The organism is Streptomyces litmocidini (assembly GCF_014649755.1).
GTDB lineage: Bacteria > Actinomycetota > Actinomycetes > Streptomycetales > Streptomycetaceae > Streptomyces > Streptomyces litmocidini.
The window spans coordinates 33923-56956 of the sequence record NZ_BMTQ01000017.1 but is presented as its reverse complement, the minus strand read 5'-3'; the positions used below and the strand labels follow the sequence as shown (position 1 = coordinate 56956).

Annotated in this window: 20 protein-coding genes; 3 read left to right on the top strand and 17 right to left on the bottom strand. The window is 71.9% G+C overall.

What is annotated here, in order from left to right; all coding sequences use genetic code 11:
- Window positions 1-66 precede the first annotated feature (66 nt).
- From IE180_RS29160 to IE180_RS29110, 11 genes are all read right to left on the bottom strand, one after another.
- Window positions 67-522, bottom strand: a complete 456-nt coding sequence (locus tag IE180_RS29160; RefSeq protein WP_190159951.1) for a type II 3-dehydroquinate dehydratase — start codon at window positions 520-522, stop codon at window positions 67-69.
- Window positions 519-1616 carry a 3-dehydroquinate synthase gene (gene aroB / locus IE180_RS29155; protein WP_190159950.1) on the bottom strand — a complete coding sequence of 366 codons (1098 nt, stop codon included), beginning with the start codon at window positions 1614-1616 and terminating at the stop codon, window positions 519-521. The genes IE180_RS29160 and aroB overlap by 4 nt, the downstream gene beginning before the upstream one ends.
- Window positions 1613-2131, bottom strand: a complete 519-nt coding sequence (locus tag IE180_RS29150; protein WP_093877082.1) for a shikimate kinase — start codon at window positions 2129-2131, stop codon at window positions 1613-1615. The genes aroB and IE180_RS29150 overlap by 4 nt, the downstream gene beginning before the upstream one ends.
- A complete protein-coding gene (aroC, locus tag IE180_RS29145; RefSeq protein ID WP_229861000.1) occupies window positions 2128-3312 on the bottom strand; it encodes a chorismate synthase in 1185 nt (394 codons plus the stop codon). The genes IE180_RS29150 and aroC overlap by 4 nt, the downstream gene beginning before the upstream one ends.
- 113 nt (window positions 3313-3425) lie before the next feature.
- On the bottom strand, window positions 3426-3680 hold the full coding sequence (locus tag IE180_RS29140) for a hypothetical protein (RefSeq protein WP_190159949.1): 255 nt from the start codon (window positions 3678-3680) through the stop codon (window positions 3426-3428).
- Between the two features lie 38 nt (window positions 3681-3718).
- Window positions 3719-4546: a shikimate dehydrogenase gene (locus tag IE180_RS29135; RefSeq protein ID WP_190159948.1), complete on the bottom strand. Its 828-nt coding sequence runs from the start codon at window positions 4544-4546 to the stop codon at window positions 3719-3721.
- On the bottom strand, window positions 4546-6315 hold the full coding sequence (gene mltG / locus IE180_RS29130; protein WP_190159947.1) for an endolytic transglycosylase MltG: 1770 nt from the start codon (window positions 6313-6315) through the stop codon (window positions 4546-4548). The genes IE180_RS29135 and mltG overlap by 1 nt, the downstream gene beginning before the upstream one ends.
- Window positions 6316-6416: 101 nt before the next feature.
- On the bottom strand, window positions 6417-6881 hold the full coding sequence (gene ruvX, locus IE180_RS29125; protein ID WP_030693079.1) for a Holliday junction resolvase RuvX: 465 nt from the start codon (window positions 6879-6881) through the stop codon (window positions 6417-6419).
- A 2-nt stretch (window positions 6882-6883) separates the two neighbouring features.
- Window positions 6884-9553: an alanine--tRNA ligase gene (gene alaS / locus IE180_RS29120; protein WP_190159946.1), complete on the bottom strand. Its 2670-nt coding sequence runs from the start codon at window positions 9551-9553 to the stop codon at window positions 6884-6886.
- Complete coding sequence (locus IE180_RS29115; RefSeq protein ID WP_190159945.1) at window positions 9553-9906, bottom strand: DUF6167 family protein; 354 nt, start codon at window positions 9904-9906, stop codon at window positions 9553-9555. The genes alaS and IE180_RS29115 overlap by 1 nt, the downstream gene beginning before the upstream one ends.
- Window positions 9907-9912: 6 nt before the next feature.
- On the bottom strand, window positions 9913-10350 hold the full coding sequence (locus tag IE180_RS29110; protein ID WP_190159944.1) for a DUF948 domain-containing protein: 438 nt from the start codon (window positions 10348-10350) through the stop codon (window positions 9913-9915).
- A 157-nt stretch (window positions 10351-10507) separates the two neighbouring features.
- Here IE180_RS29110 and IE180_RS29105 point away from each other — a divergent pair, with 157 nt between their 5' ends.
- Complete coding sequence (locus IE180_RS29105; RefSeq protein WP_190159943.1) at window positions 10508-12826, top strand: ATP-binding protein; 2319 nt, start codon at window positions 10508-10510, stop codon at window positions 12824-12826.
- A gap of 34 nt (window positions 12827-12860) precedes the next feature.
- Here the strand turns inward: IE180_RS29105 and rpsD are convergent, their stop codons facing one another.
- From rpsD to IE180_RS29080, 5 genes are all read right to left on the bottom strand, one after another.
- Window positions 12861-13475, bottom strand: a complete 615-nt coding sequence (gene rpsD, locus IE180_RS29100) for a 30S ribosomal protein S4 (RefSeq protein ID WP_190159942.1) — start codon at window positions 13473-13475, stop codon at window positions 12861-12863.
- 377 nt (window positions 13476-13852) lie between these two features.
- Window positions 13853-15208: a replication-associated recombination protein A gene (locus tag IE180_RS29095; protein WP_190159941.1), complete on the bottom strand. Its 1356-nt coding sequence runs from the start codon at window positions 15206-15208 to the stop codon at window positions 13853-13855.
- Window positions 15209-15251: 43 nt separating this feature from the next.
- Window positions 15252-15878, bottom strand: a complete 627-nt coding sequence (locus IE180_RS29090; protein WP_190159940.1) for a vitamin K epoxide reductase family protein — start codon at window positions 15876-15878, stop codon at window positions 15252-15254.
- A 132-nt stretch (window positions 15879-16010) separates the two neighbouring features.
- Window positions 16011-17273 carry a histidine--tRNA ligase gene (gene hisS, locus IE180_RS29085; protein ID WP_190159939.1) on the bottom strand — a complete coding sequence of 421 codons (1263 nt, stop codon included), beginning with the start codon at window positions 17271-17273 and terminating at the stop codon, window positions 16011-16013.
- Between the two features lie 10 nt (window positions 17274-17283).
- A complete protein-coding gene (locus tag IE180_RS29080) occupies window positions 17284-17991 on the bottom strand; it encodes an MBL fold metallo-hydrolase (protein ID WP_190159938.1) in 708 nt (235 codons plus the stop codon).
- 162 nt (window positions 17992-18153) lie between these two features.
- On the opposite strand from IE180_RS29080, the gene IE180_RS29075 reads away from it, so the two are divergent.
- Window positions 18154-18951 (top strand): peptidylprolyl isomerase, encoded by a 798-nt coding sequence (locus IE180_RS29075; RefSeq protein WP_190159937.1) that lies wholly within the window; start codon window positions 18154-18156, stop codon window positions 18949-18951.
- A 224-nt stretch (window positions 18952-19175) separates the two neighbouring features.
- Window positions 19176-20405, top strand: coding sequence for a DUF349 domain-containing protein (locus tag IE180_RS29070; RefSeq protein ID WP_190159936.1), 1230 nt, complete (start codon window positions 19176-19178; stop codon window positions 20403-20405).
- 69 nt (window positions 20406-20474) lie between these two features.
- Here IE180_RS29070 and IE180_RS29065 read toward each other — a convergent pair whose 3' ends face one another.
- Window positions 20475-22937 carry a RelA/SpoT family protein gene (locus tag IE180_RS29065; RefSeq protein WP_190159935.1) on the bottom strand — a complete coding sequence of 821 codons (2463 nt, stop codon included), beginning with the start codon at window positions 22935-22937 and terminating at the stop codon, window positions 20475-20477.
- Window positions 22938-23034 lie beyond the last annotated feature (97 nt).

The window sequence follows — 23034 nt, the reverse complement described above, 5'->3', positions numbered from 1 at the left end:
GTTACCGCCCCCGGCCCCCACGGGGGGAACGGCCGGGGACTCCCCCTGGTGCCCTGTCGGGCCCCGTCAGTCGGTGAGCTCCTCGGCGAGCGCCCGCAGCGCCAGCCGGTAGGAGCCGATCCCGAACCCGGCGACCGTGCCGGTCGCCACGGCCGCCACGACCGAGGTGTGCCGGAACTCCTCGCGGGCGTACGGGTTCGAGATGTGCACCTCGATCAGCGGGGCGGTCCGCTGGGCGGCGGCGTCCCGCATCCCGTACGCGTAGTGCGTGAAGGCGCCGGGGTTGATCACCACGGGGATCGAGCCGTCCGCGGCCTCGTGGAGCCAGCGGATCATCTCGCCCTCGTCGTTGGTCTCCCGCACCTCGACGTCGAAGCCGAGCTCCGCGCCGAGGCTCCGGCAGGACTCGACGAGACCCTTGTAGGAGGTCGCGCCGTAGATGTCGGGCTCGCGGGAGCCGAGACGGCCCAGGTTCGGGCCGTTCAGCACGAGGACCGGGCGGCCCGGACGCGCCTCGCTCACGCCGACACCTCGCCGTAGGCCGCGATCAGGACGGCCGGGTCGGGGCCCTCCAGGACGGTCGGCTTGCCGATCCCGTCGAGGACGATGAAGCGGAGCAGGTCGCCGCGGGACTTCTTGTCGACCCGCATCGTCTCCAGGAGCTTCGGCCACTGGTCGCCGCGGTAGGTGAGCGGCAGGCCGACGGACTCCAGGATCGTCCGGTGCCGGTCGGCGGTGGCGTCGTCGAGCCGCCCCGCGAGGCGGCCGAGCTCGGCGGCGAAGACCATGCCGACGGAGACGGCGGCACCGTGGCGCCACTTGTACCGCTCGTTCTTCTCGATGGCGTGGGCGAGGGTGTGGCCGTAGTTGAGGATCTCCCGGCGGCCGGACTCCTTGAGGTCGCCGGAGACGACCTCGGCCTTGACCTTGATCGAGCGGACGAGCAGCTCGGCGGTGTGCGGGCCGGCCGGGGTGCGGGCGGCCTGCGGGTCCTCCTCGATGAGGTCGAGGATCACCGGGTCGACGATGAAGCCGGCCTTGATGATCTCCGCGAGACCGCTGACGTAGTCGTGCACCGGCAGCGAGTCGAGCGCCGCGAGGTCGCACAGGACCCCGGCGGGCGGGTGGAAGGCGCCGACGAGGTTCTTGCCCTCGGCGGTGTTGATGCCCGTCTTGCCGCCGACGGCCGCGTCCACCATGGCCAGGACCGTGGTCGGCACGGCGATCCACCGCACGCCGCGCAGCCAGGTGGCGGCCACGAACCCGGCGAGGTCCGTGGTGGCCCCGCCGCCGACGCCGACGACGACGTCGCTGCGGGTGAAGCCGGTCTGGCCCAGCGCCTTCCAGCAGTAGGCGGCGACCTCGGCGGTCTTCGCCTCCTCGGCGTTCGGCACCTGGATGGCGACGGCCTCGTAGCCCTGGTCGGCGAGGTCGGCGCGGAGCGCCTCGCCGGTGTCGGCGAGCGCCTCCGGGTGGATCACGGCGACCCGCTTGGCCTGGGCGCCGATCAGGCCGGGGAGCTCGCCGAGGAGCTGCCGCCCGACCAGTACCTCGTACGGGTCGGTGCCCGCGGAACCGCCGACCTGGATGCGGGTCACCTGGTCCTGGTCCGTCATACGTCCTTCAACTCCAGTGCGTCGAGGACCGCCTGGGCGACCTCTTCGGGGGTGCGGTCGTCCGTGGCGACGACGACCCGTGCGACTTCGGTGTACAGATGGCGGCGCGCCTCCATCAGCTCGCGCCACTGGCGGCGCGGGTTGACGGCGAGCAGGGGCCGCGCGGTGTTCAGGCCGACGCGACGGACCGCCTCCTCGACGTCCATCGAGAGGTACGCGACGGGCAGCCCGGCGAGCAGGGCGCGGGTCCCGGCGTCCAGGATCGCGCCGCCGCCGAGGGCGAGGACGCCCTCGTGCTCGGCGACGGCCGTGGCGACGGCGGCCCGCTCCAGGGCGCGGAAGTGCTCCTCGCCGTCCTCGACGAAGATGTCGGAGATCTCGCGTCCTTCGGCGGCGACGATGTCGGCGTCGGTGTCCCGGTAGGGCGCGCCGAGCCGTTCGGCCAGGAGCGCGCCCACCGTGGACTTGCCGGAGCCCATGGGCCCGACGAGGACGACCAGGGGTCCGGCGGTCACCGGATGTTCAGGTTGTCGAGGTACGACCGCACGTTGCGGCGGGTCTCGGGGACGCTGTCGCCGCCGAACTTCTCGACGACCGCGTCCGCCAGGACCAGCGCGACCATCGCCTCGGCGACGATCCCGGCGGCCGGGACGGCGCACACGTCGGAGCGCTGGTGGTGGGCGGCCGCGGCCTCGCCGGTGGCGACGTCGATCGTGGCCAGGGCGCGCGGCACGGTCGCGATCGGCTTCATCGCGGCGCGGACGCGCAGCAGTTCGCCGGTGGTCAGACCGCCCTCGGTGCCGCCGGAGCGGCCGGAGGTGCGCTTGATGCCGTCCTCGGTGCGGACGATCTCGTCGTGCGCCTTCGAACCGGGCACGCGGGCGAGGTCGAAGCCGTCGCCGACCTCGACGCCCTTGATGGCCTGGATGCCCATGAGGGCGGCGGCGAGCCGGGCGTCGAGGCGCCGGTCCCAGTGGACGTGCGAACCGAGCCCGACGGGCACCCCGTAGGCGAGGACCTCGACGACGCCGCCGAGGGTGTCGCCGTCCTTGTGGGCCTGGTCGATCTCCGCGACCATCGCCTTCGACGCGTCGGCGTCGAGGCAGCGGACCGGGTCGGCGTCGAGCTTCTCGACGTCGGCGGGGGTCGGGTAGACGCCGTACGGCGCCTTGGCGGCGGCCAGCTCCACCACGTGCGAGACGATCTCGATGCCGGCGGCCTCCTTGAGGAAGGACCGGGCGACGGCGCCGAGGGCGACACGGGCGGCGGTCTCCCGGGCGCTGGCGCGCTCCAGGATCGGCCGGGCCTCGTCGAAGCCGTACTTCTGCATGCCGGCGAGGTCGGCGTGGCCGGGCCGGGGCCGGGTCAGGGGCGCGTTGCGGCCCGTCTCCTTCAGCTCCGTGGGGTCGACCGGGTCGGCCGACATGACCTTCTCCCACTTGGGCCACTCGGTGTTGCCGACCATGACGGCGATCGGGGAGCCGAGGGAGAGGCCGTGCCGGACGCCGCCGAGGAAGGTGACCTCGTCCTGCTCGAACTTCATGCGGGCGCCGCGCCCGTAGCCGAGGCGTCGCCGCGCGAGGTGGTCCGCCACCAGCTCAGTGGTGACCGGGACTCCGGCGGGCAGACCCTCAAGGGTCGCGACCAGCGCGGGTCCGTGGGATTCCCCAGCGGTCAGCCAACGCAACCTGCTCAACGATGCTCCTCATGCTCGCGCCTGGCACTGCGACGGCACGACCGGGTGCGCGGCCCTGGCCCGCCACCCCCGATCCTCCCACGTCCGGGGGGTGAACCCGCGCTCCGGTCCAGCTATCGGACGTCGGCCCCGCTCTCCCGGACGGCCTCGCCGCCCTCGCCGTCGGCCCCGCCCTCCTCCAGGGGCGCGCCGAACCGCTCGCGCAGCCGGTCGAGGCCGAGGTGAACGACCACGGTGCAGCCCAGCGCGAGCAGCGGATACCTCACCCATTCGGGGAGGGAGTGGTGGAACGCCGCGAAGACCAGGCGCGCGACGTCCCAGGACACGCTCCACCGCGACGCCAGTACGAGTTCCCCGCCCGTGTCCACTACCGCTCCCCCGTGATCCGCTCGGTGCGAAGGGGAGCCTACCGAGCCGCCAGCGCCTGCTCCCCCGCCGCCCGCATGGCCGCGAGCGGGCCCTTCGGGACGCCCGTCATCTGCTCGACCTGGAGGACCGCCTGGTGGACCAGGAGGTCGAGGCCGCCGACGACCTTCCCGCCGCGCTCCGACCAGGCGGCGGCGAGCGGGGTCGGCCAGGGGTCGTACAGCACGTCGAAGAGGGTGCCGACGTCGTCGGGGACGGCGGTCGCGAGGGCGTTCGTGGTGCCGGCGGGGGTGGTCGCGATGACCAGCGGCGCGTCGAAGGCCTCCGCCGCCCGCTCCCAGTCGGCGGTGCGGACGTCCACGCCGAGCCGCTCGCCCCAGCCGCGCATCTCCTCGGCCCGCGCCTCGCTCCGTACGTACGCGGTGACGGGGCCCGCGCAGATCCGGGCGAGGGCGGCGAGCGCGGAGGAGGCGGTGGCGCCGGCGCCGAGGACGGCCGCCGACTCCACCTTCTCGACGCCGCGCTCGCCGAGCGCGGCGATCATGCCGGGGATGTCGGTGTTGTCGCCGATCCGGCGCCCGTCCCCGCGGAGGACGACGGTGTTGACGGCCTCCACGGAGGCGGCCGTGTCGCTGACCTCGTCGAGCAGCGGGATGATCGCCCGCTTGAGCGGCATGGTCAGCGAGAGTCCGGCCCAGGTCTCGTCCAGCTCCGTCACGAATCCGGGCAGCGCCGCCTCGTCGACCTCGAAGCGGTCGTACGACCAGTCGTCGAGCCCGAGCGCGGCGTACGCGGCCCGGTGCAGGACCGGGGAGAGGGAGTGGGCGATGGGCGAGCCCAGAACGGCCGCCCGGTGTGCTGTCGCCATCAGTTCTTCCTCGACTCGTTGAACTTGTCGACCAGCTTCTGGTGCTCGGCCAGGGTCTTCGCGAACTCGGTCTTGTTCATGCCGTCGGTGGCGACGAAGTAGAGCCAGCCGTCGTTCGTGGGGTTGAGCATGGCGGCCAGCGCGTCGTCGCCCGGGTTGCCGATCGGTCCCGGCGGCAGCCCCTTGTGCTTGTACGTGTTGTACGGGTCGGTGTTCGTGTTCGCCTCTTGCTCCGAGATCTCGATCTCGCTCTGGCCCTTCAGGTAGTTGAGGGTCGAGTCGAACTGGAGCAGCTGGAAGGTCTCCCGGTTCTCCGGCTTCAGGCGGTTGTAGACGACCTCCGCCATCTTGCGGAAGTCGTCGTGGGTCTTGCCCTCCGCCTGGACCAGGCTCGCGACCGTGAGGAGCTCCCACGGGTCCTTGACGCCGAGTCCCTTCGCCTTCGCCGCCAGGTCCAGCTTGGTGTACTCCTGGTTGGCGCGGGACACCATCTTGCGCAGCGCGTCCTCGGGCTTGCTGCCCTTGGCGACCGGGTAGCTCGCGGGGAAGAGGAATCCTTCCAGCGGGTCCTTGAGTTCCTCGTGGTTCTTCGCCCAGTCGGGCAGCCCGAGGGAGTCCGCCTTTGCGAACGCGATCTCCTTGGTGGTGCCCGGCTTGAGGTCGAGGCGCTCGTCGAGCTTCTCGTAGACCCAGGCGTTCCGCTTGCCCTCGGGGATGATCAGGTTGGCCTGGCTGGCCGGGTTCAGCATCAGCGTGACCGCGCTGTCCGCCGACATCCCCTTCTTCAGCGTGTAGGCGCCCGCCTGGATCGAGAGGCCCCGGGGGTTCTTCTGCTGCGCCGAGACGAAGGCGTCGACGCTCTTGACGACACCGGCCTTCTTGAGGATGTTGCCGATCTCGTAGCCGCCCGCGGACTTCGGGATCTCGACCTGGACCTCGCCGCTGCCGCTGCCCGTGTAGTCGGGCGCCGCACCGAACTCTCCCTGCCAGAACTGGTAGCCGAAGTAGCCGATGCCGCCGACGCCGCCGACCAGGACGAGGGCGACGACCAGGCAGGCCACGCCGTTCTTGCCTTTGCGTTTCTTCGCTTTGCTCCGGCGCTCCCGGTCGTCGTCACGGGGGCCGCGGCCGCGTCCCGGCTCCTCGTCGCGGTCGTCGTCCGCGTCGTCGTCGCCGGTGAAGAAGGGGTGCTTCTCCTCCTCCGGCTCCGGGTGCGCCTCTTCCTCCGGCGCCCAGTCGACGACCGGCTCCGGCGGGTGCTGCCGGCGGCCGGGCGGCTGGGGCGGCGGGTAGGCCTCGGGCGTGCCGTAGAGGTCCGGGTTCTGGCCGCCGTACGGATCGGCCGGGGGCGCGCCGTAGGCCATCGCCGCCTGGCCGCTCTCCCAGTTGCCGTCGTACTGCTGTCCGAGGTGCCCGGGCGTGTCGTAGCCTCCGCCCGCGTACCCCGTCTCGTACTGCTGCGGGTACTGGGGGTCGGCGTACTGCTGCGGGGGCTGCTCGTACTGCGGCTGCTGCTCGTACTGCGGCTGCTGCTCGTACTGCGGCTGCTGGTACTGCTGCCCCTGCTGGTGGTACGGGTCGCCCCCGTAGCCCTGGTCGGCGTGACCGCCCTGGCCGTACGGGTCCGCGTAGCCCTGGCCGTCGTGGCCGTACTGGCTCGCCTGCTGCGGGTGCGGGTACTGCTGCTGGCCCTCCCACCCCTGGTCCCCGTAGAGCGGGTCCCCAGGGTGCCACGGTTCGGAGCCCGGGCCCCGGCCATACTCAGTCATCGATCCCCAAACAGCCGCGAGGCTTCCGGACGATCCGCCTCTACGTAGCGCGGCAGCTGTTCGAACACCGCCGCATCGCGCGGAACGTTACCGTATCGCGATCAGATGACCACTTCGACGCCCTCGCCGGGCGGATTACCTGATACCCGTTCGGACTCAAGAGCGTTCTGAAGGATGATCACGGCGGCGGCCTGGTCGATGACGGACCGCCCCTTCTTCGCCTTCACGCCCGAGGCCCGCAGGCCCTGGGTCGCGGTGACGGTGGTCATCCGCTCGTCGACCAGCCGGACCGGCACCGGGGCGATGCCCTTCGCCATCTCCCGCGCGAAGGCCCGGACCTTGGTCGCGGCGGGACCCTCGCGCCCGCTGAGCGAGCGGGGCAGGCCCACGACGACCTCGATCGGCTCGTACTCCTCGACGATCTGGCGGAGCCGCCGGTGGGCGGCCGGGACGTCACGTCCCGGCACGGTCTCCACCGGCGTCGCGAGGACCCCGTCGGGGTCGCACGAGGCGACCCCGATCCGGGCGTCCCCGACGTCGACCGCGAGACGGCGGCCGCGGCGCATCGTCACGCCGTCTCCACCACGAGGCGCTCGACGGCGGCGATGGCCTCGCCGACGGCCTCCGGGTTCTGGCCGCCGCCCTGGGCGACGTCCGGCTTGCCGCCGCCACCGCCGCCGAGGGTCTTGGCGGCCGTGCGGACCAGCTCGCCGGCCTTGAGACCGCGCTCGCGGGCGGCCTCGTTGGTGGCGATGACCGTCAGCGGCTTGCCGTTGACCGTGGTGAACAGGGCCACGACGACCGGGCGGCCGCCGGAGATGCGTCCGCGCACGTCCAGGACGAGCTTGCGGAGGTCGTCGGCGCCGGTGCCGTCCGGGACCTGCCCGGTGACGAGGGCGACGCCGCGGATGTCGCGGGCGGAGTCGACGAGGCCGGCGGCGGCCTGGAGGACCTTCTCCGCGCGGAACTTCTCGATCTCCTTCTCGGCGTCCTTCAGCTTGCCGAGCATGGTGGAGATCTTCTCCGGCAGCTCCTCCGGGCGGCCCTTGACGAGCTCCTGGAGCTGGGCGACGACCGTGTGCTCCTTGGCGAGGAAGTTGTACGCGTCGACGCCGACGAGGGCCTCGATGCGGCGCACGCCGGAACCGATGGACGACTCGCCGAGCAGCTTCACCAGGCCCAGCTGGGCGGTGTTGCCGACGTGCGTGCCGCCGCACAGCTCCTTGGAGAAGTCGCCGATGGTGACGACGCGCACCTGCTCGCCGTACTTCTCGCCGAACTCGGCGATGGCGCCCTGGCGCTTGGCCTCGTTGATCGGCATGACCTCGGCGTGGACGTCCAGCTCGCGCGCGAGGACCTCGTTGATCTTCTGCTCGACGTCGGTGAGGACCGCGCCGGGAACGGCGTTCGGCGAGCCGAAGTCGAAGCGGAAGCGGCCGGGCTGGTTCTCGGAACCGGCCTGGGCGGCCGTCGGGCCGAGCGCGTCGCGCAGGGCCTGGTGCGTCAGGTGCGTGGCCGAGTGGGCGCGGGCGATGGCCCGGCGGCGCTTGACGTCGATGGCGGCGTAGGCGGTGGCGCCCACGGTCACCTCGCCGACCTGCACGGAGCCCTTGTGGACCGAGACGCCCGGAACCGGCTGCTGGACGTCGCGGACCTCGATGACGGCACCGCTGTGCAGCTTGATGCGGCCCTGGTCGGCGATCTGGCCGCCGCCCTCGGCGTAGAACGGGGTGCGGTCGAGGACGACCTCGACCTCGTCGCCCTCGGAGGCGGCCGGCGAGGAAACGCCGTTCACGAGGAGGCCGACGACCGTGGTCTCGCCCTCGGTGTTGGTGTAGCCCGTGAACTGGGTGGCGCCGTTGCTGTCGGCGATCTCCCGGTACGCGGTCATGTCGGCGTGGCCGGTCTTCTTGGCCTTGGCGTCGGCCTTGGCGCGGTCCCGCTGTTCCTTCATCAGGCGGCGGAAGCCGTCCTCGTCCACGGAGAGGCCCTGCTCGGCGGCCATCTCCAGGGTGAGGTCGATCGGGAAGCCCCAGGTGTCGTGGAGCAGGAAGGCCTTCTCGCCGGCGAGGACCGTGCCGCCGGCGGCCTTGGTCTCGGTGACGGCGGTGTCGAGGATGTTGGTGCCGCCCTTGAGGGCCTTCAGGAAGGCGGCCTCCTCGGCGAGGGCGACGGTCTCGATGCGCTTGCGGTCGGTGATCAGCTCCGGGTACTGCTCGCCCATGGTGTCGATCACGGTGGTGACGAGGTCCTGGACGACCGGGCCGGTGGCGCCCAGCAGGCGCATGTTGCGGACGGCGCGGCGCATGATGCGGCGCAGCACGTAGCCGCGGCCCTCGTTGCCCGGGGTGACGCCGTCGCCGATGAGCATCACGGAGGTGCGCATGTGGTCGGCGACCACGCGGAGCGAGACGTCGCTGTCGTGGGCCTTGCCGTAGTCGACGCCGGTGAGCTCGGTGGCCTTGTCGATGACGACCTTGAGGGTGTCCGTCTCGTACATGTTCTGGACGCCCTGGAGGATCATCGCCAGGCGCTCCAGGCCGAGGCCCGTGTCGATGTTCTTCGACGGCAGCTCGCCCAGGATCGGGAAGTCCTCCTTGCCGGAGCCCTCACCGCGCTCGTACTGCATGAAGACCAGGTTCCAGATCTCCACGTACCGCTCGTCGTTGACGGCCGGGCCGCCCTCGACGCCGAACTCGGGGCCGCGGTCGTAGTTGATCTCGGAGCACGGGCCGCAGGGGCCGGGGACGCCCATCGACCAGTAGTTGTCCTTCTTGCCGAGGCGCTGGATGCGCTCGGCCGGGACGCCGACGACGTCGCGCCAGATGCGCTCGGCCTCGTCGTCCTCCAGGTAGACGGTGATCCAGAGCTTCTCCGGCTCCAGCCCGTAGCCGCCGTGCTCCACCGGGGTGGTCAGCAGCTCCCAGGCGAGCTTGATGGCGCCTTCCTTGAAGTAGTCGCCGAAGGAGAAGTTGCCGCACATCTGGAAGAACGTGCCGTGCCGGGTGGTCTTGCCGACCTCCTCGATGTCCGGCGTGCGCACGCACTTCTGCACGCTGGAGGCGCGCGTGAAGGGCGGCTTGACCTCGCCCAGGAAGTAGGGCTTGAACGGCACCATGCCGGCGGGGACGAGCAGCAGAGTCGGGTCGTCCGCGATGAGCGACGCCGAAGGGACGACGGTGTGCCCGCGCTCCTCGAAGAAGCTCAGCCAGCGGCGGCGGATTTCAGCCGACTCCATCAGTGGTCCTCATTCCGGTTGTACGAACTCGTAGGCATCTTGGAAAACGAATGGGGGGCCGGGCGCGCGGCCGGGCCGAGCGCGGTCCTCCGGCGCGGCTCCGGGAGCTCCCGGTCCGGCTCGACGGGTGCGGCCAGGCCGAGGGCCTCGTCCAGCTCGGCCTCGCGCTGGAGCATGCCCGCCCTCACGTCGAGGGCGAAGTCCTTGAGCCGGTGCCCGGTCTCGACGGCCTTGTTCGCCGCCTGGGCGGCGAGGCTCTCGGGGGTCAGCTGCTTCAGTTTCCGGTTGACCTTGGCGGTGGCCCACACGCCGGCGGCTGCGCCGGCCGTGAACCAGAACGTGCGGCGGAACATCGCGGCTCAGCCCTTCTGCTTCCGGCGTCGCGAGGACGGCACGGTACGGCCGACGATCACAGCACGGCGGTCGCCGGACCGCGGCGCGTCCTGCGCCTCGCGGCCCCGGCCCAGCGCCTTGCGGACGCCGTAGCCGAAGGCGGCCACCTTGACGAGCGGGCCGCCGAAGGTGGAGGCGACGGTCGTGGAGAGCGCGGAGGCGTTGGAGGTGACCTCCTGGACGTCCGAGGCGATGGCGTCGACCCGGTCGAGCTGGGTCTGCGCCGAGCGCACGGTCGCGGACGCTTCGGCCAGCAGGGGAACGGCCTGTTCGGTCACGTCCGCCACCAGCTTGGTGGTCGCCCTGAGCGTCTGCGCCAGCCTCACCAGTGCCACGGCGAGGAAGGAGACGAGGATCGCCCAGAACACGGCCACCAGGATCCCGGCAACCTCTCCACCGGTCACTGTGCACCGCTCTCTGCTGTCGTTGGTCCTTGTGGAAGTCGTCCCCCGACCCTATCGCGCCCGGGCTGTCCCGCCGTACCGCATTACCGCCCGTGGGGCGGGAGTTACGGGATCTCGATTGTACGGAGCGCGCGGGGATGAGTACGCTCCGTGTCCCATGCGACGGAGCAATCTCCCGGCGGAGCTGAACCGGTTCGTCGGACGGGCCGCCGAGCAGGCCGCGCTGACGGCGCTCCTGGAGACGTCCCGCCTGGTCACGGTCGTGGGTGTGGGAGGGGTCGGCAAGACGCGGCTGGCGCTGCGGGCTGCCGCGGGGGCGCAGAAACGCTACGGCGAGGAGGTCCGGCTCGCCGGGCTCGCGCCGCTGCGCGACTCCGATCTGGTCGCGCACGCCCTGGTGGAGGCCCTCGGCCTGACCGACCACACGCCGAAGGCCCCGCGCGAGGTGCTGATCGAGCACCTCGCGGAGCGGCGGATGCTGCTCGTGGTGGACGGCTTCGAGCACCTGGTGGAGAGCTGCGCGCCGCTGCTGCGGGACCTCCTCGCCCACGCGCCCGGGCTCAGCGTGCTCGCGGCCGGCCGGCGGCCCCTGCGCGTGGCGGGCGAGACGGTGTTCCCGCTGGCCCCGATGGGCGAGGCGGACGCGGTGGCGCTCCTCGCCGAGCGGGCGGCGGAGGCGGGCGCGCCGGTGCCGGTGGAGCCCTGCACGGCTCCGGGCGCGCCGGGGGCCGGGGGTCTCCCCGGGACTCCGGGCGCACCGGGCTTCGCCGCGGCCGGACCGCGGGCGGGTTCGGGAACGGGGCCGCGGGCGGGTTCGGAGGCCGGCCCGCGGACGGCCTCGGGGAGCGGGCCGGAGGCCGTGCGCGAGCTGTGCCGGCGGCTCGACGGGATCCCGCTCGCCCTCGAACTGGCGGCCGGCCGTCTCCCCCTCCTCTCGGTCGAGCAGGTGCTGCACCGCCTCGACGACCGCTTCCGGCTCCTGACGGGCGGCGGGCGCGGGGCGCTCCCCCGCCACCAGACGCTGCGCACCGCGATCGGCTGGAGCCACGAGCTGTGCACCCCGGAGGAGCGGCTGCTCTGGGCGCGGCTCTCCGTCTTCGCCGGCCCCTTCGACCTGGAGGCGGTGGAGTACGTGTGCGGGAGCCGGGAACTGCCCCCGGAGCGGGTCCTGGACCTCCTCGGGAGCCTGCTCGCGCAGTCGCTGGTGTCACGGGAGGACACGCCCGCGGGCCCCGCCTACCGGCTCCTGGACACGGTCGCGGCGTACGGGGCGGAGTGGCTGGCGGCGCTCGGCGACACCGAGCGGCTGCGGCGACGGCACCGCGACTGGTACATGGGCCTGGCCACCTGGTGCGAGCTGGAGTGGTTCAGTCCGCGCCAGGCGGAGGTGGCGGCCCGCACGGACGCGGCGCTGCCCAATCTGCGGGCGGCGCTCGACCTGTGCCTCGAACTCCCCGAGGACGCGCACCTCGCCCAGCACCTGGCGGGCACGCTCTGGTTCGCCTGGGTGGGCTGCGGGCGCCTGTCGGAGGGCCGGCACTGGCTGGAGCGGGCGCTCGCACTCGAGTCGGGGCACGAGGAGGCCCGGCTCAAGGCGCTGTGGGTGCTCGGGTACGTGACGGTCCTGCAGGGGGACGGCACGGCGGCGGTGGCGGCGCTCCACGAGTGCGGGGAACGGGCCCGCTCCTCGCGGAACGCGCTGGCGGAGGCGTACGCGACGCACCGGATGGGCTGCCTCGCGCTGCTCTCGGACGAGCTGCCGCGGGCCGAGACGCTGATCGGGCGGGCGCTCGACTCCTACCGGGAGCTCGGCGAGCTGAACAGCAACGTGCTGATGGGGCAGGTCGAGGTGGCGATGGCGCGGGCCTTCCGGGGCGACCTGGAGGGGGCGGTCGCGATCTGCCGGGAGGTCCGGGAGGTCTGCGAGGAGCGCGGGGAGCTCTGGACCCGGGCCTACGCCCTGTACGTCCTCGCCTTCTCGGCGTGGACCCGGGGCGCGTACGGGGAGGCGCGGGAGCTGCTCACCGAGTGCGTCTCGATCAATCATGCCTTCCGCGACCTGGTCGGTCTCGTCCTGGCGATCGAACTGCTCGCGCTCGTGACGGTGAGCGAGGGCGATCCGGTGGAGGCCGCGGTCCTCCAGGGGGCGGCGGAGCCGGTGTGGGACACGGTGGGCGTCCGCCTCTTCGGCTCGGAGGCCTTCGACGGCCCGCGGGCACTGTGCGAGCAGCGGGCCACGGAGGCCCTGGGCGCGGAGGCGTTCGGCGCCGCGGTCCGGACGGGCCGGGGTCTCCCGCTCGACGAGGTCGTGGAGCGCGCGCTCGCCGGGGACCGGGAGCCGGTGGCGCCCGGCGGCCCGGCGGACGCGGCGGCTCCGCGCCCGTTCCGCACGGCCCGGTCCCGGTCGGCGGCGGTCCCGGGAAAGCGGAAGCCCGCCGGCTCCCCCACCGGAAAGGGCGGGGAAGCGGCGGGCTGAACACCGCGGGGGTGGTACTGCGCCGGTACTGGGATCAGCGGGCGTAGTACTCGACGACCAGCTGCTCGTCGCAGATGACCGGGATTTCCTTGCGGTTCGGGTCGCGGTCGAGGCGGAAGGCCAGGGCCTTCAGGTTGACCTGCAGGTAGCGCGGGGTCTCGCCGTCGGCGGCGAAGCCACCCTCACGGGCCATCTCGAACAGCGGCTTGGTGCGGCTGCGCTCGCGGACCATGACGACGTCGTCCGGACGGACGCGGAAGGACGGCTTGTCGACCTTCTGGCCGTTGACCTGGATGTGGCCGTGGACGACCATCTGGCGGGCCTGGTAGATGGTGCGGGCGATGCCCGAACGCAGGACCAGGGCGTCGAGGCGACGCTCGAGCTCGACGACCAGCGCCTCGCCCGTCTTGCCCTCGGCCTTCTTGGCGCGGTCGTAGGCGCGCGCCATCTGGCGCTCGCTGATGTCGTACTGGGCGCGCAGACGCTGCTTCTCGAGCAGACGGACCTTGTAGTCCGAGTTCTGCTTGCGGCCACGGCCGTGCTCGCCCGGCGGGTAGGGGCGGGCCTCGAAGTACTTGACGGCCTTGGGGGTCAGCGCGATGCCGAGGGCACGCGACTTCTTGACCTTGGGACGGGACTGGTTCGGCATGAACCAACCTCTCTATCTGAACGAATACGGCTTCACCAGGGTTAGGGAGGTCGCATCCGCAGCCCGGAAAACCCGTCCGGTCCGTCGGGACGGACCTGTCGGGCAGCCGCTCCCGGGTCTGGGCACATACGTGCAGCACGCGAACGACCCATCGCCGTTCCCGGGAATCCGGGTGGTGATGGGTGGCACGCGACACCTTCGAAGGTGCGCGACGCTCCTGGAAACCCCGCCCGAGGGCCGGGTCTCCTGCTGACTGTCCCGTTCTGGTGGTGCCGACCGGGGTCGGACACGGGACGCAGCGATCCGGACCAGTGTACCGGCTCCGGAGGGCGCGCTCGCACCGCCGGCTCTCCGGGGCCTGAGCGGCAAGACGCCCGCTAGCCCCCCTCGCCCCTCAGCCGTTCCCTCACCCGCTCCACCACGTCCGCGTATCTCGCCTCCGCGCCGTAGCGGGTGGGCTCGTAGTACCGGCGGCCGTGGATCGTGTCCGGCGCGTACTGCTGGGCCGCGATGCCGCCCGGCACGTCGTGGGGGTACACATAGCCCTGTGCGTGGCCGAGCTTGGCCGCGCCCTTGTAGTGGCCGTCGCGCAGGTGCGGCGGGACCGCGCCCGCCAGGCCGCCCCGCACGTCGGCGAGGGCGGCACCGATCGCGGTCGTCGCCGCGTTCGACTTCGGGGCCAGCGCCAGGGCGATGGTGGCGTGGCTCAGGGTGAGGGCCGCCTCGGGGAAGCCGATCATGGCGACGGCCTGGGCGGCGGCGACGGCGATCGGCAGGGCGTTGGGGTCGGCGAGGCCGATGTCCTCGCTCGCGGAGATCATGAGCCGGCGGGCGATGAAGCGCGGGTCCTCCCCCGCCTCGATCATCCGCGCCAGATAGTGCAGGGCCGCGTCCACGTCCGAGCCGCGGATCGACTTGATGAGCGCGCTGGCCACGTCGTAGTGCTGGTCGCCGTCCCGGTCGTACTTCACGGCCGCGCGGTCGACGGTCTCCTCGACGGTCTGCAGGGTGATCTCCGCCTCGCCCTTGGCGATCGCCGCGCCGGCCGCCGCCTCCAGGGCGGTCAGGGCCCGCCGGGCGTCGCCGCCCGCGACGCGCAGGAGGTGCGCCTCGGCGTCCTCCGGCAGGGTCACGGCCCCGCCGAGCCCCCGCTCGTCGGTGAGGGCCCGGGCCATCAGGCCCTTCAGGTCCTCGTCGGTCAACGGCTCCAGGGTGAGGAGCAGGGAGCGGGAGAGGAGCGGGGAGATCACGGAGAAGTACGGGTTCTCCGTGGTGGCGGCGATCAGCGTGACCCAGCGGTTCTCGACGGCCGGCAGGAGCGAGTCCTGCTGGGCCTTGGAGAAGCGGTGGATCTCGTCGAGGAAGAGGACGGTCTCCTTGCCGAAGCCGCCGACCGCGCGCCGGGCGCCGTCGATGACGGCCCGGACCTCCTTGACGCCGGCGGTGATCGCGGAGAGCTCCACGAAGCGCTTGTTCGTGGCCTTCGAGACGACGTACGCGAGGGTGGTCTTCCCGATGCCCGGCGGGCCCCAGAGGATCACCGAGGAGGCGCCGGCGGGACCGCCGTCACCGTCGCCGACGAGCCGGCGCAGCGGCGACCCGGGCTTGAGCAGGTGCTGCTGGCCCACCACCTCGTCGAGGGTGCGGGGGCGCATCCGGACGGCCAGGGGGCTGCTGGACGGGTCCTTCTCCTGGCGGTCTTCGGCTGCTGCGGTAAAGAGGTCGGGCTCCACAGTGACGAAGCCTAAGTCAGGACACCGACAGAGCCGTCACGGCTCAGCCCGTCCAGAAGTCCCACCAGCGGGTCAGGATCAGCATGCCGATGATCCCGATGTGCAGGACGGGCAGGATCCAGGTGAACTCGTCGAAGAAGGTCTTCAGGCCGGCGGGGGCGGGGATGACGCCGCGGCGCACGTTGTGCGAGGTCACGTACCAGAACATGACGATGGTGGCGGTCCAGGCCAGGCAGCACCACAGGCAGAGCGAGTTGATCTCGTACAGCGACTGGTACATCAGCCAGGTGCAGAAGCCGACGCCGAAGAGCGTCCCGGCGTTGAGGCCGAGCCAGTACCAGCCGCGGTAGCGGGCTCCGGCGAGCAGGCCCACGCCGATCGCGACCACCATGCCGTACGTGACGAGGCCGAGCATCGGGTTCGGGAAGCCGAAGACCGAGGCCTGCTCGCTCTTCATGATGTTGCCGCAGGAGACGATCGGGTTGAGGCTGCAGCCCGGGGTGAAGTTCGGGTCCTCCAGGAGCTTGAACTTGTCGATGGTGATGACCCAGGCGGCGAGCAGCCCGGCCGCTCCGGTGATCACGAGGAGCCAGGAGAGGGCCCGGCTCGCCCCGATCGTGCCGTCGCCGTCCCGGCCGGACGCGATCTCGTCCTCCGCTGCCTTCGCCATGTCACCTTTTCCCTCGCTCGACCGGCCTTGTGGGCACGGTCATTCTGCAACACGGACCTGTCGTCGGGCCGTTCGCGGAGGATAAGGAAGGGCCCGGACCACGGTGTGGTCCGGGCCCTTCCCCGCGTCGGATCAGGCCAGCCTGGCCCGGACGGCCTCGACGAGACCGTCCAGGGCGACGGCCTGCTGCTCGCCGGACTCCATGTCCTTGAGCTGCACGACGCCCTCGGCCAGGTCGCGCTCACCGGCGACGACGGCGAGGCGGGCGCCCGAGCGGTTGGCGTCCTTCATGGCGCCCTTGAGGCCCTTGCCGCCGAAGGAGAAGTCGGCGGCGACGCCGGCCCTGCGGAGCTCGGTGACCTTGCCGAAGAGGAGCCGGCGGGCCTCCTCGCCGAGGGCGACGGCGAAGACGCTGGTGGCCGCGGGGAGGTCGAGCTCGACGCCCTCCGCCTCCAGGGCGAGGACCGTGCGGTCCACGCCGAGCGCCCAGCCCACCGACGGCAGCGCGGGGCCGCCGATCATCTCGGAGAGGCCGTCGTAGCGGCCGCCGCCGCCGACCGCGGACTGCGAGCCGAGACCGCCGTGCACGAACTCGAAGGTGGTCCGGGTGTAGTAGTCCAGGCCGCGCACCAGCTTCGGGTCGTCCTCGAAGACGACGCCCGCCGCGGTGATCAGGGCGCGCACCTCCTCGTGGTACGCCTTGCACGCGTCGCACAGGTAGTCGCGCAGGAGCGGCGCGTCGACCAGCTGCTTCTGGACGTCGGCCCGCTTGTCGTCGAGGACGCGCAGCGGGTTGATCTCGGCGCGGCGCAGGGTCTCCTCGTCGAGGTCGAGGCCGCGCAGGAAGGTCTGCAGGGCCTCGCGGTAGACGGGGCGGCATTCCTTGTCGCCGAGGGAGTTCAGCAGGATGCGGTAGTCGCGCAGGCCGAGGGTGCGGTACGCCTGGTCGGCCAGGATGATCAGCTCGGCGTCGAGCGCCGGGTCCTCCGTGCCGATGGCCTCGGCGCCGACCTGCGAGAAGTGCCTGTAGCGGCCCGCCTGCTGGCGCTCGTAGCGGTAGTACGAGCCCGAGTACCAGAGCTTGACCGGGAGGTTGCCCTGCTTGTGCAGGTTGGCCTCCAGGGCCGCGCGCAGCACGGAGGCGGTGCCCTCGGGACGCAGGGCGAGCTGGTCGCCGCCCTTCGTCGTGAGGGTGTACATCTCCTTGCTGACGATGTCGGTGGACTCGCCGACACCGCGGGAGAAGAGGCTGACGTCCTCGAAGCCGGGCGTCTCGACGTAGCCGTAGCCGGCGTTCTTCACCTGGGCGGCGATCGTGTCGCGCACGGCCAGGAACTTCGCCGAGCGCGGCGGGATCAGGTCGTACGTGCCCTTGGGGGCCTTGAAGGTGCTCACGAAATTCTCGTCACATTCCTCGTCGGGGAGCGTCCGCGCTCCCGAGGCCGGCGGCCACGTCCCTCAGATAGGGGTTCGTGGCGCGCTCCTGGCCGATGGTCGTCTGGGGACCGTGTCCCGACAGGACCACGGTCGAGTTGTCGAGCGGCAGGCACACGCGGGCCAGCGACGCGAGCATCTCGTCCATGTCACCGCCGGGAAGGTCGGTGCGTCCGATGGAGCCGGCGAACAGCAGATCCCCGGAGAAGAACACGGAGGGGATCTCCGCGGTCTCGGGCATCCGGAAGGTCACCGACCCCTTGGTATGACCGGGCGCGTGGGCGACGGAGAACTCCAGACCGGCGAGCTTCAGCCGGGCGCCGTCGGTGAGCTCGCGCACGTCGTCGGGCTCTCCCACGGTCAGCTCGCCCATGAGGGGCATCCCGATGGAGCGGCCGAGGGCCTTCTCCGGGTCGCTCATCATGTAGCGGTCGGACGGGTGGATCCACGCGGGGACGTCATGGGCGCCGCACACCGGAACGACGGAGGCGACGTGGTCGATGTGTCCATGGGTGAGGACGACGGCGACGGGCTTGAGCCGATGCTTCTTCAGCGTCTCCTCGACACCCTGAGCGGCCTGGTGGCCGGGGTCGATGATCACGCACTCCTCGCCTGCGGCGGGGGCGACCAGATAGCAGTTGGTCCCCCAGGCCCCGGCGGGGAACCCGGCAATCAGCACGTTCGTCCTTAGGGTCGTCCGGCACGGAGGCGCGGAACTCGTGGAAACACGGAATGCGGCAGATCAGAGCCTACCGGCGGTGCCGCTTCCACAGCCAACCCGTATACGGTACGGGCACATCCGGCCAGGACAGGAACAGACGAGCGACAAGGAGCGGACCCGGTGGTCACCAGCGATCAGCGGCGGCGGCAGCTTGCCAGGGAGAAGTACGCGCGGCAGCAGCAGCGGCGGGAGGAGAACCGGCGCAAGGCGAAGCGCCGCAACACCGTCATCGCGGCCGCCCTCGCGGTGGTGCTGGCCGCGGGCGGCGCCGTGTACGCCTCCGTGGCGCTGACGGACGACTCCTCGAAGGGATCGGACGGCGCGGCGGCCGAGAACCCGACCGGCACCCCGACGCCCACGGAGAGCGAGTCGAAGAGCCCGGAGCCGAAGCTGACCGTGGACACGAAGGCCACGTACGCGATGGCCCTGAAGACGAACGAGGGCGACATCACGATCACCATGGAGGCGGCGAAGACCCCGCACACGGTGAACTCGTTCAAGCACCTCGCGGACAAGAAGTACTTCGACGGGACCAAGTGCCACCGCCTCACGACCCAGGGCATCTACGTGCTCCAGTGCGGCGACCCCAAGGGCGACGGCACCGGCGGCCCCGGCTACACGATCCCCGACGAGAACCTGGGCGCCCTCGGCAAGGCGGGCGCGGACGGCACCGTGACCTTCCCGGCCGGCACCGTCGCGATGGCCAACACCGGGCAGCCGGGATCCGGCGGCTCGCAGTTCTTCCTCGTCTACAAGGACACCAAGCTGCCGCCGACCTACACCCCCTTCGGGAAGATCGACGCGGCCGGCCTCGAGGCGGTCCAGGACGTGGCGAAGGCGGGCGTCGAGGGCGGTGCGACGGACGGTGCTCCGAAGAAGCCCGTCACCATCGAGAAGGCGACCGTCGCGAAGAAGTGAGCCCGCTCGTCCGCACGCGCGCCTGACCTTTCGTGAGCACGCGCGCGCGGCCGCCGAATCTCGGTCGCGCTGAGTGCGGACAGCCGGGCCGCCGTTCGCCTAGATTGGCGTTGTGCAGCGTGGGCCGTCGGCCGCGCTGCGGAAGGCGGGCGAGGCCCGCCGGGAAACTGTGGACGATGCCCGGGGGGTACGACCCCGCGACGGCATCATGGTGAGGAGGCGCTGTGAGCAGCGACCCGTGGGGCCGCGTCGACGAGACGGGCACCGTGTACGTGCGGACGGCCGAGGGCGAGAAGGTCGTCGGATCGTGGCAGGCCGGCACCCCTGAGGAGGCCCTGGCCTACTTCGAGCGCAAGTACGAGGGCTTGGTTGTCGAGATCGGCCTCCTCGAGAAGCGGGTGAGGACCACCGACCTCTCGGCGAAGGACGCCACCGCGGCGATCGAGCACATCCGGCACCAGGTCGACGAGCACCACGCCGTCGGCGACCTGGCCGCGCTCTCGGCCCGCCTCGACAAGCTCGTCGAGACGGTCGACTCGCGCCGCGAGGAGCGCAGGGCCCAGAAGGCCAAGCAGACCGACGAGGCGCGTGCCGCCAAGGAGAAGCTGGTCTCCGAGGCCGAGGAGCTGGCCCAGAGCGAGCAGTGGCGTTCCGCGGGCGAGCGGCTGCGGGCGCTCGTGGACACCTGGAAGGGCCTTCCCCGGCTCGACCGCAAGTCCGACGACGAGCTGTGGCACCGCTTCTCGCACGCCCGTTCGGCGTTCTCGAAGCGCCGCAAGGCCCACTTCGCGTCCCTGGACGCCCAGCGCGAGGACGCCCGCAAGGCGAAGGAGCGTCTGGTCGCCGAGGCGGAGTCGCTGTCGAACTCCACGGACTGGGGCAACACGGCGGCCCGCTACCGCGAACTGATGGCGGACTGGAAGGCGGCCGGCCGCGCCCAGCGCGAGCACGAGGACGACCTGTGGAACCGCTTCCGCGGCGCCCAGGACGTCTTCTTCGCGGCGCGCGGCGAGGTCTTCGCCGAGCGGGACGCGGAGCAGACCGAGAACCTCAAGCTGAAGGAGGACCTCGCGGCCGAGGCCGAGAAGCTGGTGCCGGTGACGGACCTGAAGGCGGCGCGCGCGGCCTTCCGTTCCCTCAACGAGCGCTGGGAGGCCATCGGCCACGTCCCGCGTGACGCCCGTCCCAAGGTCGAGGGCCGGATGCACGCGGTGGAGCGGGCGATCCAGGAGGCCGAGGAGGCCGAGTGGCGCCGGACGAACCCGGAGGCGCGTGCGCGTGCCGCGGGTCTGACCGGCCAGCTCCAGGACGCCGTCGAGAAGCTGCGCAAGCAGATCGACGCCGCCCGCGCGGCCGGCAACGACGCCAAGGCCGACAAGCTGTCGCGCGAGCTGGAGGGCCGTCAGGCCCTGCTCGACCAGGCGCTGAAGGGCCTGGAGGAGTTCGGCGGCTGACGCCCCGGCCCCCGTGGTACGAGGAAGGCCCCCCGGCATAGCGCCGGGGGGCCTTCCTCGTGCGTGCCGCTACGGGCGCCGGGCGCTGGTCACGCGGTAGACGTCGTAGACGCCCTCCACGCCCCGCACGGCCTTCAGGACGTGACCGAGGTGCTTCGGGTCGCCCATCTCGAAGGTGAAGCGGGAGGTGGCCACCCGGTCGCGGGAGGTCTGGACGGCCGCCGAGAGGATGTTGACGTGCTGGTCCGAGAGGACGCGGGTGACGTCCGAGAGGAGCCGGGAGCGGTCCAGGGCCTCGACCTGGATGGCGACGAGGAAGACCGAGGACTGGGTGGGCGCCCATTCGACGTCCAGGATCCGCTCGGGCTCCCGGGACAGCGACTCGACGTTGACGCAGTCGCTGCGGTGCACGGACACGCCGCTGCCGCGGGTGACGAAGCCGATGATCGGGTCGCCGGGCACCGGGGTGCAGCAGCGGGCCAGTTTCACCCAGACGTCCTCGACGCCCTTGACGACGACGCCGGGGTCGGCGCTGGAGCGGCGCTTGGAGCGGCCCCGGGCCGGCGGGGCGGTCTCGTCGATGTCCTCGGTGGCGGCCTCCTCGCCGCCGAGCGCCTGCACCAGCTTCTGCACGATGGACTGGGCGGTGACGTGGCCCTCGCCGATCGCCGCGTACAGCGAGGAGATGTCGCTGTAGCGCATCTCGTGGGCGAGGGTGACGAGGGAGTCCCCGGTCAGGATCCGCTGGATCGGCAGGTTCTGCTTGCGCATGGCCCGCGCGATGGCGTCCTTGCCCTGCTCGATGGCCTCGTCGCGGCGCTCCTTGGAGAACCAGGCGCGGATCTTGTTCCGGGCGCGCGGGGACTTGACGAAGCCGAGCCAGTCGCGGGAGGGGCCGGCGCCGGCGGCCTTGGAGGTGAAGACCTCGACCAGGTCACCGTTGTCGAGGGTCGATTCGAGCGGCACGAGCCGCCCGTTGACCCGCGCCCCTATGGTGCGGTGGCCGACCTCGGTGTGGACCGCGTACGAGAAGTCGACGGGGGTGGCACCGGCGGGCAGCGCGATGACGTCGCCCTTCGGCGTGAAGACGAAGACCTCGTTGCGGGAGAGGTCGAAGCGCAGGGACTCCAGGAACTCGCCGGGGTCCTCGGTCTCCTTCTGCCAGTCGAGGAGCTGGCGCAGCCACGCCATGTCGTTGAGGTGGTCGTCCTTGCCGGTCTTCTTCGGCACGTCGGTGCGCACCTTGGAGGCGCCGGCGACGGCCTCCTGCTTGTACTTCCAGTGCGCGGCGATGCCGTACTCGGCGCGCCGGTGCATGTCGAAGGTGCGGATCTGGAGCTCGACCGGCTTGCCGTTGGGTCCGATGACCGTCGTGTGCAGCGACTGGTACATGTTGAACTTCGGCATCGCGATGTAGTCCTTGAACCGGCCGGGGACCGGGTTCCATCGCGCGTGGACGGTGCCGAGGGCCGCGTAGCAGTCGCGGACGGTGTCCACGAGCACGCGGATGCCGACCAGGTCGTAGATCTCCGCGAAGTCACGGCCGCGGACGATCATCTTCTGGTAGACGCTGTAGTAGTGCTTGGGGCGGCCGGTGACGGTGGCCTTGATCCGGGCGGCCCGCAGGTCGGCCTGGACCTCGTCGGTCACTATGGCGAGGTACTCGTCCCGCTTGGGGGCGCGCTCGGCGACGAGCCGGACGATCTCGTCGTACATCTTGGGGTAGAGGATCGCGAAGGCGAGGTCCTCCAGTTCCCACTTGATGGTGTTCATGCCCAGGCGGTGGGCCAGGGGCGCGTAGATCTCGAGGGTCTCGCGGGCCTTCTTCTCCTGCTTCTCCCGCTTGAGGTAGCGCATGGTGCGCATGTTGTGCAGGCGGTCGGCGAGCTTGATGACCAGGACGCGCGGGTCCTTGGCCATGGCGACGACCATCTTGCGGACGGTCTCGGCCTGCGCGGCCTCGCCGAACCTGACCTTGTCGAGCTTGGTGACGCCGTCGACGAGGAGCGTGACCTGGTCGCCGAAGTCGCGGCGCAGGTCCTCCAGGCCGTACTCGGTGTCCTCGACGGTGTCGTGGAGCAGCCCGGCCATCAGGGTCGCGGGGTCCATGCCGAGCTCGGCGAGGATGGTGGTGACGGCGAGCGGGTGCGTGATGTACGGGTCGCCGCTCTTGCGCTTCTGGCCGCGGTGCCAGCGCTCGGCGACCTGGTAGGCCCGCTCGATCTGGCGGAGGGTCGCCGTCTCGATCTTGGGGTCGTTGGAGCGGACGATCCGCAGCAGCGGTTCGAGGACCGGGTTGTACGGGGAGGAGCGCTGGACGCCGAGCCGGGCGAGGCGGGCGCGGACGCGGTTGGACGAGCCGCCGGAGCGGGCGGACGCGGGCCGCTCGGGGGCGGCGGGCGCGGGGGCGGGCGCAGCAGGCGTGGGCCTGGTCTCCACTGGCTTGTTCTGGGACGTGCCGGTCCCCGGCGCGGCCTTCTCGGCCTTCGGGTCGGGCTGCGCGGCGGAGAGTGACTGGGCCTCGTCTGGCAAGAGCGCTCCTCTGGGGTCCCCCCGGACGGGGTCTGGGGGAGGTTCCGGGTCCCCCGGTCAGGCCCGGAAAACCCATGGTATCGAGCCAGGACCGACC

What these genes read in the sequence shown, in the direction of transcription:
- aroB (WP_190159950.1), bottom strand. Translation starts at nt 1,616, where the DNA reads ATGACGGACCAGGACCAGGTGACCCGCATCCAGGTCGGCGGTTCCGCG.
- IE180_RS29135 (WP_190159948.1), bottom strand. Translation starts at nt 4,546, where the DNA reads ATGGCGACAGCACACCGGGCGGCCGTTCTGGGCTCGCCCATCGCCCAC.
- mltG (WP_190159947.1), bottom strand. Translation starts at nt 6,315, where the DNA reads ATGACTGAGTATGGCCGGGGCCCGGGCTCCGAACCGTGGCACCCTGGG.
- ruvX (WP_030693079.1), bottom strand. Translation starts at nt 6,881, where the DNA reads ATGCGCCGCGGCCGCCGTCTCGCGGTCGACGTCGGGGACGCCCGGATC.
- alaS (WP_190159946.1), bottom strand. Translation starts at nt 9,553, where the DNA reads ATGGAGTCGGCTGAAATCCGCCGCCGCTGGCTGAGCTTCTTCGAGGAG.
- IE180_RS29115 (WP_190159945.1), bottom strand. Translation starts at nt 9,906, where the DNA reads ATGTTCCGCCGCACGTTCTGGTTCACGGCCGGCGCAGCCGCCGGCGTG.
- IE180_RS29105 (WP_190159943.1), top strand. Translation starts at nt 10,508, where the DNA reads ATGCGACGGAGCAATCTCCCGGCGGAGCTGAACCGGTTCGTCGGACGG.
- rpsD (WP_190159942.1), bottom strand. Translation starts at nt 13,475, where the DNA reads ATGCCGAACCAGTCCCGTCCCAAGGTCAAGAAGTCGCGTGCCCTCGGC.
- IE180_RS29090 (WP_190159940.1), bottom strand. Translation starts at nt 15,878, where the DNA reads ATGGCGAAGGCAGCGGAGGACGAGATCGCGTCCGGCCGGGACGGCGAC.